A 14,235-nucleotide genomic window follows, 5' to 3' on the forward strand; every position below is an offset into this window, starting at 1 on the left:
TGCCGTTTAGACGGCGGGGGAGTTGGGGCGGTCGACGTCGACGAACTCCACGTCGTCGATGGCGGGGTCGTCCCGGCTGCCGGCGGCTCGCGCGGCGGAACCGACGGCCCAGCCGACCGCCGCGCCGACGAGCGCCGCGCCGATCAGGAGCGTCCAGGGCAGTGCCGGCTGGCGGCCGGCGAGCGCGTCGAAGGCCAGTGAGGCACGACGTCGCGCCTCGTCGGCGGCGGATTCCACCAGGTCACCGGCCCCGTCGGCGAGGTCGCTGCTGTTGCGTCGGGCTGAGCGGGCGGTGTCCCGCACACTGTCTCCGGCGGTGCTGACGGCGGAGAGCAGGTGCTCCCAGGCTTGCTCCGCGATCCGCTCCGGCTTGCTGCGGCGGTCCAGCAGGTTGGTTCCGAACATCGTGGTTACCTCCTCGGGTGCCGAAGCCGCCGGCCACTTCGGACTTCGGCGTCTTTCCAGCGCGTCACGGTTTCGCCTATCCCGCAGTGCCCCGCGTCGGCCGGGCGCAAACCCGACCTCGCGGAGCACCTGCAGCTCAGCGCACCGCTGGCTCAGCGCACCACGGTCACGGCGATGCCCCGGGCGAAGTCATCGTCGTCATCATCGTCATCGCCCCCACCACCGAAACCGCAGGCCAGGACGAGGGCGAGCAGAACGCCGACGCCGGCCAGCCCGGCAAGTCGCTTGATCATCGAAGATCCTCTCCGTCATGGGGTGTCCCGGCCGATGCTAGGGCGCGTCGGCAACCGTGGGCATGGGCTCGCACCGGCCGGCGGTGGGCGACACGCCGATGGCGCGCGGGGCCGGCGTACGTCAAGGGCCGGTTGTCGGGTGCACCGGCTTCGGACCGCTACCCTGGTTCGGCGGCGCGTCGGTCACGACTGATCGCCGATGGTCAGATAACAAAAAGTCTTGAGTAATCAGATACTGAAAAGTGCGGATATGGGCGGCTTTGTGGGTCGGGATCCGCGAATTGCTCATCCCGAGGGGTGGCGACCGAGGCCGTCGGAGGAATACTCTCGGTCGCGGCCCGCGTACTGATGAGGCGCCCGGGGGACGGGCGGGTGGAGGTGCTCGCGTGAGCCTGTCGATCGTGAAGTCGGTTCTGTCCGGTGGTGTCGTGGAGATCGCCCCGCGGGGCGAGATCGACGTCGACACAGCGTACGAGGTGCGCGAAGCGATCGCGGAGGTGCTGGCCAAGGGCCGCCCGCTGCGCATCGAACTCAACATGAGGCTGGTCACCTTCATCGACTCGGTCGGCATCAGCGCCATGGTTGCCGGCTTCCAGACCGCCGAGGTCAGCGACGTCAAGCTGGTGGTCACCGAGCCGAGCCGGTTCGTGCACCGGCAGCTCTGGGTGACCGGCCTGCTCGGCCTGTTCGGTGCCCCGGAGCCATACTTCGCTGGTGCTGCCACCCCCGAGGTGCTGCCCGGCGCCTGAGCACGCCCGGCACTCGTCACGGCTGCTCGTCCAGTCCGGTCAGGTCGATGTCGGTCGCCTCGGTGACCGCTCGGATCGCCGTCACCGACGCGTACCCGGCGGCCAGCAACGCCACGTCCGTGCCGGGCTGTGCGGCCTGCCCCGGCTCCTCCAGCGAGGTACGGACAAAACCGTGGCCGGATTCGGCCACCGTCATCTGCACCTGACCGAAGCTGGCCAGCGTGCCCCGACGCACCCCGCGCAGCTGCCCGTGCGGAAGGTCCGGGGCGTTCACGTTGAGCACGCTCTCCATCGGCGCTGAGGTCAACCGGGGGAGCAGGTCCAGGGCAACCCGCGCGGCGGTGCTCCAGTGCCGCTCGGCGTCGCGTACCCGGGCGGCGGCGTCCACCGCGGCGCCACCGCTCGCTGCCGTCGCCTCGCCGGCCGAGAGCACGTCGAGGGAGACCGCCATCGCCCGGCAGCCGTTCGTGGCGGCGGTGAACGCGGCGCCCACGGTCCCGGAGTGCAGCACCGCACGGCCGGCGTTGGCACCCCGGTTGACGCCGGAAAGCACCACCGACGGCGGGGGGCCGAACGCCCCGTGCAGGGCGATCAGCGTGATGAAGCCGGGGGATCCGGCGACCCCGTACGCCGGCACACCCGGCAGGTCCGGCAGCGGGTGGTCGTTGACGACGACCCGCCCGTCGCGTTCTACGGCGCTCATCGCGGCGCTGGTGCCGCTCGCCTCCTCCATCGGCGCGGCGATCACCACGTCCAGGCCCCGCTGCGTGGCCGCCCAGGCCAGCGCCTGGATGCCCGGCGCGGCGATCCCGTCGTCGTTGGTGATCAGCACCCGCAGTGTCATCGCTCGGCTACCCGGTCGGCCAGCTCGTCCGGGGTGGTCCGCTCCTGTTGCCGGCTGTCCGCCGGCACCAACTGGACCCGGTCCACCAGGCCGGTGATCGAGTCCAGCCGCCCGGTGCCCAGGCCGTGCCGGGTCACGTTCAGCGCGCCAGCGGCAGCGCCGGTGCGGATGGCGGTCCGGATGTCTCCACCCTTGGCCACGACGGCCGCCACCCCGGCGGTCATCGAGTCGCCCGCGCCGCGCGGGTCGGCGGCCTCCAGCCGGGGCATCTCGACCTGGAACAGCTCCCCGTCGATGAGCGCCAACGCCGGTTGGTCGGCGCGGCTCACCACCACCGTCTCCGCGCCGCCGGCGTGTAGCTCGTACATGGCCCGGGTCAGCTCCAGGCTGTCGTCGCTGCGGGCGCGGCCGTCGCGGATCAACTCCTCGTGACTCACCTTGAGGAAGAACACCCCGCTCTCCAACACCGCACCGAGGTGATCGCCGGAGAGGTCGACCACCACCCGGCCGCCGTTGGCGCCGAGGTCGGCGGCGAAGCGCCGGTAGAGGTCGGCCGGGACCAGCCACGGCTCGTTCGGCCCACTGAGGATGCTCACCGCGGCCCGCAGGCCCTCACCGAGGGCCAGGTTGTACAGCTCGTCGATCTCGTGGCGGCTCAGCGGTTGCCCGGGTACGTCGGCGATCTCCTGCCGGGAACCCTCCCGGCGATCGTGCACGTACCCGCCGCTGCCGGAGTCTCGGACCACCGCCTTGAGGTCCACGCCCTCGCTGATCAGCAGCGGCTCCAGCACCTGGCCGATCTCGCCACCGAGGGCGGCACAGAGCACCACGTCGACACCGAGGGAGATCACCATCCGGGCCTGCCAGACGCCCTGCCCGCCGGGGTGCAGGTGCAGCTCAGGGTGGTCGTTGGGCTGGTCTAGGGTCACCGTCAGCTGTGGTGTTGGCGCGAAGACCATCACGTGCCCACTCATCGTTCGTCGTCGCCGTTCATGCTGGCCGCCCTCCGGCACCGTCCGGTTAGTACTAACCGACCTTAATGGGACAGATAGGGCCAGGGCATGCCATCGGCCCGGTCCGTCGCGACGCTGGGGGGCCGTCGGGCGTTGCCAGCAAGACATCGGTACGGGACGATCGTGCGACCAACGACGGCAGGAGACGGTGTGCTCAGCAGCGATACCTTCAGCTACACCGTCCAGGCCCGGTGCTCACTCGGCGAGGCGGCGGCGCTGCTCAGCGACCTGACCCGGCAGGGTGAGCTGCACCCGCTGATCGTCCGGGTCCGCCGGGTGCCGCCCCGGCCCGGCGCGCAGGCCAGCTACACGATCAACGACCGGTTGGCAGCAGGCCCCCTGCGCTTCCGGACCACCTACCACGCGGACGTGCTGATCAACGAGCCCGACGAGATCGTCATGGTGGCCCGCCAGTGGCCAGCCACCACGGTGCGCAACCACACCCGGCTGCGCCCTGAGCCGGACGGCCTGGTCCGCATCGACGTCGAGATCACCCTGACCGCGCCGACCCCGCTGTTCCGTTACGCGTTCCGCCAGGCCCGGGCCGCTCACCTCGCCCTCGCCACCCGGCTGGGCGCAGCCCTCGACCGCACCGACAACCCGCCACCCCCCGCCTGACCCGCCTCACCCCACGCCGTCCCGCTCATGGTTCGTGCGGACGGGTCTGGCTGTGCGCCGTCGGCCCCACGGCTTGTACGTGGACAGCACCGTCGCAATGATCATCAGGCTGGTCGACACCGCCGGCGCGATCACCAGGTCGGCGCGCTCCCGTGCGGGCAGGGCGGCACCCACCGCTGCGGCGTGCCGCAGGTTCGGGGTGAGCAGAAACAGCACCAACCCGACCATCACCGTGGTGAGTACGAGCTTGACCAGCACCCAGCGGTGGCGCAGCAGGCCCCACGGGGTGAGCAGCGAACTGGCGACACCGATCAGCCAGACCAGGACGCTCAGCGGCGCGAACAGCACCGTGCCGACCAGCGCCATGACCGGATAGACCACTGCCGGGTCGGCGCCGCGCTGCACGGCGATGCCGAGGGTGAGCAGCACCAGGTCGGCGCCGAGCCAGCCGAGCGAGGTGACGAGGTGCAGGGTGAGCAGCGCCTTGCGGGCGGTGGGTCGGATCCGAGGCATGCCGCGATGCTGCCCGCCGGTCGCTGCCGGGTCGTCCGACCGCCGACGACATCAGGGGTACGCCCGGCGACGTAGGCCGGCCCGGACGAGCGTGATGCCTGTGAGTCATCACGATGACTCACAGGCATCACACGCTCTGGGGAACGGGTGGGGTCAGTAGACCGACAGGTGTACGTGGTTGGTGTGGTCGGTGGACGGGGTGCCGTTCGCCCCGCTGTACGACTTCCACCCGCTGCTGGGCAGCCAGATCTGCCGGTACCAGATCACGTAGAGCACGGCGAGCCGGTCCGCGTTGCGGATGAAGTACGCCGCCAGGTTGTTGCCGTACGTCTTGTCGCCGCCGGTGGCGTTTCCGCCGAAGCCGCCCTTCTGCGCCGCGAAGTCGCAGGCCCGACCCTTCGGGTGTTCACCGGAGCCGCTGGGGCGGTGGCAGGAGACGTAGCGGGTGAAGCCGGCGGCCTTGGCCTGGTTGAGCGCGTGCAGGGTGCGCGGGGTGATGCAGCCGCTGGCCGGTGTGGGGTCGTTGACGCTGCACGACTCCGATGGCCAGGAGCCGTCGGAGTTGCGCGGCGCGGCCTGCGCGTTGACGGCGGAGGTGCCCCGGTTGGAGTCGGTGTCGGCGGTGGTGGTCTGCGGCTTGGGTGTGGTGGCCACGGTCAGGGCCCGTTCGGCCTGCTCCTTGCGTTTGGCCATCACCGCGACCTGCTTGCGTTGCTCGTTGATCTCGCCGTTCAGGGCGACCTGGGTGCGGTTGGCCTGTTCCTTGCTGTTCAGCAGGTCGCGCAGCGCCCGGTCCTCGTTGGCGGCCACCGCGTCCAGTGCCCTCGCCCGGTCCATGAAGCGTTCCGGGGTGTTGCTGTTGAGCAGCGCCGACATCACGCCGAGCCGGCCGGTGCGGTACGCCAGTTCGGCGATCTCGTCGACCTTGCCGTTGCGCTGGGCGATCTCGACCTCGATGGTCTTCAGCTGGGTGGCGAGCTGCTGCTGCCGTTGCACGGAGGTGTCCAGGGCGCGTCTCGCGTCCAGGTAGCCCTTGCTGGCCGCCTCGAGTTGGGCACGCAACGCCGGGGTGCCGCCCTCTTCGTCGGAGTCGGGTGCGGCGGCCCGCTGGCCGGTCGGGGGAGCGGCCGAGGCGGTGCCGGCCGGGAGCGCGACGCCGAGGGCGAACATCGCGACGATCAGGGCCGCCAATCGGGCGGCGGGTGGTCGTGCTGGTGCCACTGCGCATGTCCTTCCGTCAGCCGCCGACCGGGTTAGCTGACGGGTTCGGGACGGAAGATCCCTACCGCTGACGCGGATGCACCCCAGGAACATGGTTCCCCGGTTCGCCCAGGTGGGCGATTAGGCGGCGACCGCCACCGGCGCCGGGAGGGCGCCGCCTCGTGGAGGCCGGGACCGAGCTTACCGGTGCCGGTGGGGCGGCTGCAGCGAATGTGACGGACGGTGCGTGCGTCGTCACGAAAAATGACGGCACTCCGTCACCACTCGATGGAGCCGCACGCCCCGGAGGCGGCGCCGGGCTCGATCTGCAACGTCGCGTGCTCAATGCGGAAGTCGTCGTGCAGGGCCGTACGCGCTGCGGTGAGCACCGCGCCGACCTCCGCGCCGGGGGCCATGGTCAGGTGTGCGGAGGCCACGTCCATGCCCGAGGTGAGCGTCCAGACGTGTAGGTCGTGCACCTCGACGACACCGGGGACCGCGGCCAACCGGTCGTGCACGGCTGTCACCTGGAGGTGCTCCGGGGCGGCCTGCACCAGGATGCGGACGGCGGCGCGCGCCAGCCGCCAGGTGCGCGGCAGGATGAACACGCCGATGGCGACGGCGACCAGGGGGTCGGCCCACCACCAGTCGGTGACGGTGATGAGCAGCGCCGCGCCGATGACGCCAAGCGAGCCGAGCAGGTCGCCGAGCACCTCCAGATAGGCGCCCTGGAGGTTGATGCTCTCCCGGGCCCCGGCGCGCAGGAGGGCGAAGGCGGCGACGTTCGCGAGCAGGCCGAGTACGGCCACCGCGAGCATCGGGCCGGCGATGACCTGGTGTGGGTCGCCGAAGCGGCGGATCGCCTCGATCACCACGTAGATCGCGACGCCGGAGAGCAGAACGGCGTTGGCCAGCGCGGCGAGCACTTCGAGTCGATAGAGCCCGAAGGTGCGCTGCGGGTCGCCGGTGGCCCGCCGGGTCGCGGTGATCGCGGCCAGCGCCATCCCGATGCCGAGCACGTCGGTGAACATGTGCCCGGCGTCGGAGAGCAGGGCCAGCGAGCCGGTGTGCAGGGCGACCACCGCCTCGACCACCATCAGGGTGGCGAGCAGCGCGAATGCCGCCCAGAGTCGACCCCGGTGCTGGTGTGCGGCATTGGCGACGGACCCGTGGTGGTGGTCATGACCTGCACCCACGAGAATCACCTTCCGCCGCTGGTCGGGGCCGGGTCAAATGTATGCTCACATCGCTATGTGTGCAAGTGTACGTGCTGCGCCTCTCGCGGGCGGCAGTCCGCGCAGATCAGCCCGTCGGATCGATGGTGGTGAGCCGCTGGGTGGCCCGGGACAGCGCCACGTACAGCGTGCGTACCCCGGCACCCGGATCCGCCCGGATCTCGCTCGGAGCGACGAGCACCACCCCGTCGTACTCCATGCCCTTGGCCTCCAGGCTGGTCACCACCTGCAACCTCGGCGCGTCGAGCGCGTCGAGCCAACCGGCGACCTCGTCGCGGCGGGGGACCGGCGTGATCACGCCGACCGTGCCCTCCACCTCGGCCAGCAGGCTGGCGGCCGCCTGCACGGTCGCGGTCTGCAACCCCGTCGCGGGCACCACCAGCTCGACCGGCTCGACCCCGGTGGAGCGGACGGCGGTCGGCAGTGGCAGGTCGGGGTAGAGCCGGCGGATCTCCGCCGCCGCCACCGCGAAGATCTCCGCCGAGTTGCGGTAGTTGGTGGTGAGCGTGAAGTCGTGTCGCTTGCGCCGGCCCAACGCCTGGTCGCGGGCTCGGTTCAGCTCCTCCGGGTCACCGGTCCACGCGGTCTGCGCGGGGTCGCCCACCACGGTCCAGGAGGCGAGCTTGCCGCGCCGACCGATCATCCGCCACTGCATCGGCGAGACGTCCTGGGCCTCGTCCACCACCACGTGCGCGTACTCCCGGTAGTCCTCCGGGCGTTCCCGGGCCGCCGCGCGGGCGGCCCGCTGCCGGTCGCCGAGGGTGCTCAGCTCGCGGACGCCGCCCGCGAGCTGGAACGGGTCGCGTCGCGCGCGGGCCGGCTGCACGGGCTTACCGAGCAGCGCGTCCAACTCGTCCAGCAGCGCCACGTCGGCGATGGTCAACCCGACCGAGTCCAGATTCCGGTACGCGGCGTTGAGCAGTCGGATCTCCGCCGAGGAGAGGATCCCCCCGGCGTACCGGCGCAGCCGGTCCGGCTGCGCCAGCCAGCCGAGCACGTGTCGGGGGTGCAGCCGAGGCCACCACGCCTTGAGAAACTCCCGGAACTCCGACCGCTCGGCGATCTCCGCCTCGAAGGCCGGCTGCTCCGGCAGTCGGACGCCCACCTCCCGGGCCTGCGCCCAGAGCGCGGCGAACACCCCGTCGAACCCGGCCCGGCGCACCTCGTTGCGCCGTCCGCCACGTTGCAGCACGCGGTCCCGGATCCGGTCCAGCGCGGCCCGGTCCAGCCGCAGCAGCGTGCCCCGGTAGAGCAGCCGCAGCTCACTCGGGCCGCCCGGCACGGCGTCGCGGGCCGCCCGTTCCAGCACTCGGCGCATCCGTAGCGAGCCCTTCACCGCCGCCACCTCGGGCGGGTCGGGGCGGGTGGCGGTCATCCCGGGAAAGAGCGTGCCCAGCGAGTGCAGGGTCGCGGTGTCCTCACCGAGCGACGGCAGCACGGAGCCGATGTACTCGACGAAGACCGACGACGGGCCGACCACCAGGATGCCGCCGCCGGCGTAGCGGCTGCGGTCGGAGTAGAGCAGGAACGCGGCCCGGTGCAGGGCGACCGCGGTCTTGCCGGTGCCGGGGCCGCCCGCGACGATCGTCACCCCGGAGCCGGGCGAGCGGATCGCCTCGTCCTGCTCCCGCTGGATGGTCGCCACGATGTCCCGCATGCCCCGGCCGGTGGCCTTGGACAGGGTGGCCAGCAATGCGCCGTCACCGACGACAGTCATCCCCTCCGGGGCGGCGGTCGGGTCGAGCAGGTCGTCCTCGATCCGGGTGACCCGCTCGGCGCGGGACTGGATCGTGCGGCGCCGCACCACGTCCAGCGGCTGCGCCGGGGTGGCCTGGTAGAAAGCGGCGGCGGCCGGCGCGCGCCAGTCGACGACGAGCGTGGTGGCGTCCTCGTCGCGGATCCCGAGTCGCCCGACGTGCAGCACCTGACGGTTGTGCAGGTCCAGCCGGCCGAAGACCAGCCCCTCATGCTCGGCGTCCAGGATGTGCCGCCGCTGCGCCGCGTGGAAGACCATCGCGTCGCGCTCGACCAGCGCGCCGTGCGTGCCCACCCGGGCCATCCGGTAGCCGTCGCGTTCGGCGCGGACGGCCGACCGCCGCAACTCGGCCAGTCGGGCGTACACCCGGTCGAGGTGTCGTTGCTCGACGGCGATCTCCTGCTCGAGGCCGGTCTGGTCGGTCAACGCACGCTCCTTCAAAGGTCGCCGGCAGGCGGCGGAAACCGCGCGGGCCAACCGCAGAAGGGTACGGCCCCGGGCCCGACCCGCCGCGCCCGAGGTGCGGGAACGCGCTCAGGCACCCGTCTCGGCGGGTGTTCCGGCACGCTGGGTCGGCGGCGTTTCGGTGAGCACCCGCCGCACCACGCCGGTGAGCGCGGCATTGACCTCGTCCGGGCGTTCCATCATCAGCATGTGCCCGGCACCTGGGCAAACGGTCAGCTCGGTGGCCGGCAGAGCGGCCGCGATCGACTCGGCGCACGGCGGTGGGGTCAGTCGATCCCGGTCGCCGACCAGCGCGGCGGCCGGCAGGTGGGCCAACGCCGCGAGGGTGTCCAGACGATGTTGGGTGCCGATGGAGGCGCGGAACCCGCCGATCGAACGCAGTGAGGCCCGGGCCACCGCCGACGTCACCAGGCGGATGTCGGCCGGCTCACAGCGGTCACCGAAGAGCATCCACCGGATGCTCGGCTGCAGCGCGTTCAGCAGTGCCCGGGGCGCCCGCCACGAGCCACACCGGGCCAGCACGCCGGCGCCTGTCGTCTCGGCCAGCCGGATCAACCGGGCGATCCGCGGTGAGAGCCCGTAGACGGTGTGCGCGTGCCCCTCGGCGGTGGTCGAGACGAAGACCAGCCCGGCGGTACGGGCGGCGAAGTGCGCGGGGTGGCGGTGGGCGTACTCCATGATCGTCATGCCGCCCATCGAGTGCCCGACCAGCACCACCGGGCCGGTCGGCGCCACCGCGTCGAGCACGGCGGCCAGATCGTCGCCCAGCTGGGCCAGGGTGGCCGTGGGCAGCGCCATGCAACTGGAGCGGCCGTGCCCTCGCGCGTCGTAGGCGACGACCCGCACCGCCGGGCCGAACGATGCGCCGGTGAGCGCGTCGACCTGCCGATGCCAGGCGCGCCGGTCCAGCGTCCAGCCGTGCAGCAGGATGGCGGTGACCTGGGCGTCCGTCGGGCCGCTCGCCTCGACGTTGAGCCGTACGCCGTCCGGCAGGCCGACCTCGAACCGCTCTGGCATCGCCACCTCCCCAGGGCCGCCCGGCATCACCAGCACCTCCGATACCCGCCGGTAACACCGGCTACCCGTCATGACACCACGCCAATCGCGCCGTGGCGAACATTCCCGACCGCGCCCGTGCTGGGCGGCGGCGGGCCAAGCTGAACGGCATGGGGTCGTCGGGAACGCCGATGGGTGCGACGCCGGGGCAGGAGCGGCAGGCCGGCGGTACGCCCCGCGCCGCGCTGGCCGACCTGCTCGCCGGTAATCGGCGGTTCGTGAGCGGCCGACCGGTGCACGGGCACGACGTCACAGCCGCGGCCGCGGCCTCCGGTGACCAGCAGCCGTACGCAGTGGTGCTCGGCTGCATCGACTCCCGGGTGCCGCTGGAGGCGATCTTCGACCAGACGTTCGGCGCGATCTGTGTGATCCGTACCGGGGGGCACGTGCTCGATCGCGCGGTGTGCGGCTCGATCGAGTACGTGGTCGGGCAGCTCGGCGTACCGCTGGTGATGGTCCTCGGCCACGAGCGGTGCGGCGCGGTGGCTGCCACCGTGGAGGCGCTGCGCACCGGGCAGCGTCCCGGGGGGTCGCTGGCGCACCTGGTGGACGAGATCGCCCCGGCGGTGACCGAGGCGGGGATCGACGATCCGGCGGTGCAACCGCTGGCGATTCGCCGGCACGTCCGGCGCACGGTGCGCATCCTGCGCGAGGACGATCTGCTGGCGGGGCCGGTGGCCGCCGGCCGGGTGGCCGTGGTCGGCGGCCTCTACGACCTGGCCACCGGCGAGGTCGCCCTGCTCGATTCGGGCTGAACCGGCGGCCCTGGACGCGCGAAACCGCCCGCCGGGAGATCCCGACGGGCGGTTTCAGGTGATGCGGTGGGGGAGGGCTCAGCCCTCGAAGACACCGGCCGCGACCAGGCGCTTCTCGGTGGCCTCCCAGCCGTCGCCCGGGTAGGACGCGGCCAGGTTGTTGATCTCCGCCCGGATCTTGGCGGCGTGGCCGGCGGCGGCCAGCACGCGGATCTCCTCGACGAAGGCGTCGGAGTCCGTGCGCAGGTGCGCGGTCTTACCGTTGGTGAGGTTCCGCACGTAGGCGTGCTTGCCGCCGTTGAGCGGGATGAGGTACTTGAACTCGCCCAGCACGCTGAGGGCGCCACCCTGGCCAGCCTGGCCGGCCCGGACGGACGCGCGCGCGGTCTTAGAGGTGTTGCTCGCCACGGAGGTACTCCTTGCAAGACGTACGGGAGGACTGGACGTCCGGGGGCTGTGTGCGGGTCGTACTTGACTCGACCCGCGAAGGTGTAACGCGGCATAAGCCGCCGGTGGAACTGTACAGGACCACGACATCATGCTGGTCGTCGCGGTGTCCTGAGGGGTAACCGCAGCCACCCGTCCGGCTATTCCACCCGGCGTTTTTTCCGATTCCCTGGCGCACCACGCGTCACACAAGTCATCATGTGTTGCAGCAGCCACCTGGGTGGACGAGGTCGTAGGGGAAGACGCACCTCGCTCTCCCGGGAGGTCACCGTGCCAACGCGTGGCGTCGTATACGTCCACTCGACCCCGCTCGCCGTGTGCTCACACGTCGAGTGGGCGATCGCGCGCGTCCTAGCCGCGCCGGTCAACCTGCAGTGGACGGCTCAGCCCGTCGACCCCGGCGCCCGCCGGGCCGAATGCGGGTGGACCGGTCGTCCGGGGACGGGCGCCGAGCTGGCTGTTGCCCTCCGGCAGTGGCCCATGATCCGTTTCGAGGTCACCGAGGAGCCGAGTCCCGGTGCCGATGGTGAGCGCTTCATGTACGTGCCGGCCCGTGGCCTGTTCCGGGCCACCGTCGGCGTGGCCGGTGACATCCAGCTCGGCGAGGACCGGCTCCGGGCGCTGATGGCGGCCTCCCGGGCCCCGGAAGCGCTGGCGCACGCTCTGGACAAGGCGCTCGGCACGGCGTGGGACGCTGACCTGGAGCCCTACCGGTACGCCGGCGACGGTGCCCCGGTGACCTTGCTCACTCGGGTTGGCTGATCCGACGGCCGGCGAGTTGGGTGACGTGCACGCGCGCCGCCGATGAGGTGTGCGGGCGGAAAGGTCAAGTTGCCCCGATAAGGGGGAACTGATGGGATAGGCGGCGTGTCGAATCGCCCGTGGCGAGCCTGTGTCGCTGTCGCCGCCCTGACCGCCCTGCTCGCCTCCGGCTGCACGGGCGGCTCGCCCCGCAACGCCCCGACGCCCAGCCCCGGCGCCACCTCCGCCGGCCCCAGCGTCCCTGCCGCGCCGCCGGCCGGCGACCCCGCCAGCCGCGCCGCCGCGCTGGTGGCGACGCTCTCCGACGAAGACCTGGTCGGCCAGGTGCTGATGCCGTACGCGTACGGCGACTCGGCGACGAAGGTCTCCGCCGGCTCGGCGGCCGGTAACCAGGCTCTCGCCGGGGTCGACACTCCCGCCGACATGATCACCAAGTACCGGCTGGGTGGCCTCATCCTGGTCGGCTTCAGCGCCGACGACCCGACCAAGGGCAACCAGGAGACCACGAACGTCGACAACCCCAAGCAGGTACACGAGCTCACCACCGGGCTGCGTACCGCCGCCGGCCGGCTCGCCGCCGGTCCCGCGCCGCTGCTGATCGGCACCGACCAGGAGTACGGCGTCGTCACCCGGGTGACCGACGGGGTCACCGTGCTGCCCAGCGCCCTCGCGGCCGGCGCGGCCGGCGACCCGAAGCTCACCGAGGCCGCCTGGCGGGCCGCCGGCGCCGAGTTGGCCGCGATGGGCATCAACCTCGACTTCGCCCCGGTAGCCGACGTGCTGGCCACCCGCAGCACCGTGATCGGCTCCCGGTCGTACGGGGCCGACCCGAAGCAGGCCGCCGCGCAGGTCGGCGGCGCCGTCCGTGGCCTTCAGGCGGTCGGGGTCGCGGCCACCCTGAAGCACTTCCCCGGCCACGGCCACAGCGCCGACGACTCGCACCAGGATCTGCCGGTGCTCACCCAGTCCGCCGCGGCGTTGCAGAGCGGCGCGTGGCCGCCGTTCACCGCCGGAATGGACGCGGGGGCGATGGCGGTGATGTCCGGTCACCTGGACGCGCGCGCGATCGACCCGGGGACCCCGGCGACGTTCTCGCACAAGCTCCTCACCGACGTGCTGCGCGGCCAACTCGGCTTCAAGGGCGTGGTGATCACCGACGGGATGAACATGCCGCCCGCGAAGCGCTGGGCTCCCGGCGAGGCGGCGGTCCGGGCGCTCAACGCCGGAAACGACCTCATCCTGATGACCCCGAACGTGGGTCAGGCGTACGACGGGCTGCTCGCCGCGCTGCGCGGCGGATCGCTGCCCCGGACCCGGCTCGTCGAGGCGGTCACCCGGGTGCTGACCATGAAGTTCCGGCTCGCGGAGTCGCCGGTGGCGCCGATGTCCACGCTCAACACCCCGGAGCACCGGGCGGCGGCCGACGCGCTCGCCGCCGCCGCCGTCACCGTGCTGCGGGGCGCCTGCGGGGCAGCGGTGAAGGGGCCGGTCACCGTCACCTCGTCCGGCGGTCGGGACGGCACCCGAGCCACCCTCACCGCCGCGCTGACCGCTGCCGGGGTGCAGGTCAAGCCCAGCGGCGGCACGATCGTGCACCTGGTGGGCTACGGCGACGCCGCCAGCGACCTGCGACCCGACGCGGCGGTCACGGTCGCCATGGACACCCCGTACGTGCTGAGCGGAGCGAAGTCACCGACCCTGCTGGCGACGTACTCCTCCAGCCGGGCGTCGATGACCGGCCTGGCCGCCGTGCTCGCCGGCAAGACCCGGCCGGGCGGCCGGTCCCCGGTGGCCGTCCCCGGCCTACCCGCCACCACCTGCCCCAGCAGCTGACCGTCTGCGCGGATCGCGTGCGATCGAAATCCCCTCGCCTCGCCCCTGGTCGGTCTGCCAACCTGCACGGATGGGAGCGGCAGAAGGATTCCGGCACGTGCAACGGGCGGACGGCACGGTGGTGATCACCCACCACGGACGGGTCGCCGGCACCCTGCGCGGTGCTCGGGCAGCGGAGTTCCTGGCCGAGGTCGACGACGACCCGCAGTTGGTGATGGCCCGCTGGACCGGCAACTACCGCCACGGCAACGAGCGCACCGCGAAGCAGCACCCCCGCAACCGGGGCTGAAC

The 14,235-nt window shown here is 72.3% G+C and carries 16 protein-coding genes and 1 riboswitch; of the genes, 6 read left to right on the forward strand and 10 right to left on the reverse strand.

Annotated elements, in window-relative coordinates; genetic code table 11:
* Positions 1-6: 6 nt before the first annotated feature.
* Together IF46_RS0113885 and IF46_RS34385 are read right to left on the reverse strand one after the other, a co-directional pair.
* Positions 7-405, reverse strand: a complete 399-nt coding sequence (locus IF46_RS0113885; RefSeq protein ID WP_030488744.1) for a hypothetical protein — start codon at positions 403-405, stop codon at positions 7-9.
* A 152-nt stretch (positions 406-557) separates the two neighbouring features.
* Positions 558-698, reverse strand: coding sequence for a hypothetical protein (locus IF46_RS34385; RefSeq protein WP_157562999.1), 141 nt, complete (start codon positions 696-698; stop codon positions 558-560).
* 386 nt (positions 699-1,084) lie between these two features.
* On the opposite strand from IF46_RS34385, the gene IF46_RS0113895 reads away from it, so the two are divergent.
* Positions 1,085-1,447 (forward strand): STAS domain-containing protein, encoded by a 363-nt coding sequence (locus IF46_RS0113895; protein ID WP_030330302.1) that lies wholly within the window; start codon positions 1,085-1,087, stop codon positions 1,445-1,447.
* Positions 1,448-1,463: 16 nt separating this feature from the next.
* Here the strand turns inward: IF46_RS0113895 and surE are convergent, their stop codons facing one another.
* Positions 1,464-2,291 (reverse strand): 5'/3'-nucleotidase SurE, encoded by an 828-nt coding sequence (surE, locus tag IF46_RS0113900; RefSeq protein WP_030488745.1) that lies wholly within the window; start codon positions 2,289-2,291, stop codon positions 1,464-1,466.
* Positions 2,288-3,265, reverse strand: coding sequence for a PfkB family carbohydrate kinase (locus IF46_RS0113905; RefSeq protein WP_030488746.1), 978 nt, complete (start codon positions 3,263-3,265; stop codon positions 2,288-2,290). Before IF46_RS0113905 ends, surE begins: the two co-directional genes overlap by 4 nt.
* Positions 3,266-3,454: 189 nt before the next feature.
* Here IF46_RS0113905 and IF46_RS0113910 point away from each other — a divergent pair, with 189 nt between their 5' ends.
* Positions 3,455-3,922 carry a hypothetical protein gene (locus IF46_RS0113910; RefSeq protein ID WP_030488747.1) on the forward strand — a complete coding sequence of 156 codons (468 nt, stop codon included), beginning with the start codon at positions 3,455-3,457 and terminating at the stop codon, positions 3,920-3,922.
* A gap of 6 nt (positions 3,923-3,928) precedes the next feature.
* Here IF46_RS0113910 and IF46_RS0113915 read toward each other — a convergent pair whose 3' ends face one another.
* The 5 genes from IF46_RS0113915 to IF46_RS0113935 all read right to left on the reverse strand — a co-directional run bounded on the left by IF46_RS0113915 (position 3,929) and on the right by IF46_RS0113935 (position 10,108).
* Complete coding sequence (locus tag IF46_RS0113915) at positions 3,929-4,435, reverse strand: hypothetical protein (RefSeq protein WP_051723899.1); 507 nt, start codon at positions 4,433-4,435, stop codon at positions 3,929-3,931.
* A 153-nt stretch (positions 4,436-4,588) separates the two neighbouring features.
* Entirely contained in the window at positions 4,589-5,656 is a 1,068-nt protein-coding gene (locus IF46_RS0113920; RefSeq protein WP_030488749.1) for a hypothetical protein, read from the reverse strand.
* A gap of 5 nt (positions 5,657-5,661) precedes the next feature.
* Positions 5,662-5,793: riboswitch (cyclic di-AMP (ydaO/yuaA leader) on the reverse strand.
* A 120-nt stretch (positions 5,794-5,913) separates the two neighbouring features.
* Positions 5,914-6,831, reverse strand: coding sequence for a cation diffusion facilitator family transporter (locus tag IF46_RS0113925; RefSeq protein WP_030488750.1), 918 nt, complete (start codon positions 6,829-6,831; stop codon positions 5,914-5,916).
* Between the two features lie 106 nt (positions 6,832-6,937).
* Positions 6,938-9,052, reverse strand: coding sequence for a HelD family protein (locus IF46_RS0113930; protein ID WP_030488751.1), 2,115 nt, complete (start codon positions 9,050-9,052; stop codon positions 6,938-6,940).
* 108 nt (positions 9,053-9,160) lie between these two features.
* Positions 9,161-10,108 carry an alpha/beta fold hydrolase gene (locus tag IF46_RS0113935; RefSeq protein ID WP_030488752.1) on the reverse strand — a complete coding sequence of 316 codons (948 nt, stop codon included), beginning with the start codon at positions 10,106-10,108 and terminating at the stop codon, positions 9,161-9,163.
* Between the two features lie 92 nt (positions 10,109-10,200).
* Between IF46_RS0113935 and IF46_RS0113940 the strand changes: the two genes are divergently transcribed.
* Positions 10,201-10,902 carry a carbonic anhydrase gene (locus IF46_RS0113940; RefSeq protein ID WP_420063564.1) on the forward strand — a complete coding sequence of 234 codons (702 nt, stop codon included), beginning with the start codon at positions 10,201-10,203 and terminating at the stop codon, positions 10,900-10,902.
* A gap of 78 nt (positions 10,903-10,980) precedes the next feature.
* On the opposite strand, the gene IF46_RS0113945 is transcribed toward IF46_RS0113940, so the two are convergent.
* On the reverse strand, positions 10,981-11,310 hold the full coding sequence (locus tag IF46_RS0113945) for a hypothetical protein (RefSeq protein WP_030488754.1): 330 nt from the start codon (positions 11,308-11,310) through the stop codon (positions 10,981-10,983).
* 309 nt (positions 11,311-11,619) lie between these two features.
* Between IF46_RS0113945 and IF46_RS0113950 the strand changes: the two genes are divergently transcribed.
* The 3 genes from IF46_RS0113950 to IF46_RS0113960 all read left to right on the forward strand — a co-directional run bounded on the left by IF46_RS0113950 (position 11,620) and on the right by IF46_RS0113960 (position 14,233).
* Entirely contained in the window at positions 11,620-12,111 is a 492-nt protein-coding gene (locus IF46_RS0113950) for a DUF3145 domain-containing protein (RefSeq protein ID WP_030488755.1), read from the forward strand.
* Between the two features lie 96 nt (positions 12,112-12,207).
* Positions 12,208-13,944: a glycoside hydrolase family 3 protein gene (locus IF46_RS0113955; protein WP_030488756.1), complete on the forward strand. Its 1,737-nt coding sequence runs from the start codon at positions 12,208-12,210 to the stop codon at positions 13,942-13,944.
* A gap of 70 nt (positions 13,945-14,014) precedes the next feature.
* Positions 14,015-14,233, forward strand: a complete 219-nt coding sequence (locus IF46_RS0113960) for a hypothetical protein (RefSeq protein ID WP_030488757.1) — start codon at positions 14,015-14,017, stop codon at positions 14,231-14,233.
* Positions 14,234-14,235: the final 2 nt, after the last annotated feature.

This window comes from Micromonospora chokoriensis (genome assembly GCF_000718555.1).
Taxonomy (GTDB): Bacteria; Actinomycetota; Actinomycetes; order Mycobacteriales; family Micromonosporaceae; genus Micromonospora; species Micromonospora chokoriensis_B.

Bases quoted from the DNA above. Each gene is read 5' to 3' on its own strand.
- IF46_RS0113885 (WP_030488744.1), bottom strand. From the start codon at position 405: ATGTTCGGAACCAACCTGCTGGACCGCCGCAGCAAGCCGGAGCGGATC.
- IF46_RS34385 (WP_157562999.1), bottom strand. From the start codon at position 698: ATGATCAAGCGACTTGCCGGGCTGGCCGGCGTCGGCGTTCTGCTCGCC.
- surE (WP_030488745.1), bottom strand. From the start codon at position 2,291: ATGACACTGCGGGTGCTGATCACCAACGACGACGGGATCGCCGCGCCG.
- IF46_RS0113905 (WP_030488746.1), bottom strand. From the start codon at position 3,265: ATGAGTGGGCACGTGATGGTCTTCGCGCCAACACCACAGCTGACGGTG.
- IF46_RS0113915 (WP_051723899.1), bottom strand. From the start codon at position 4,435: ATGCCTCGGATCCGACCCACCGCCCGCAAGGCGCTGCTCACCCTGCAC.
- IF46_RS0113935 (WP_030488752.1), bottom strand. From the start codon at position 10,108: ATGCCAGAGCGGTTCGAGGTCGGCCTGCCGGACGGCGTACGGCTCAAC.
- IF46_RS0113960 (WP_030488757.1), top strand. From the start codon at position 14,015: ATGGGAGCGGCAGAAGGATTCCGGCACGTGCAACGGGCGGACGGCACG.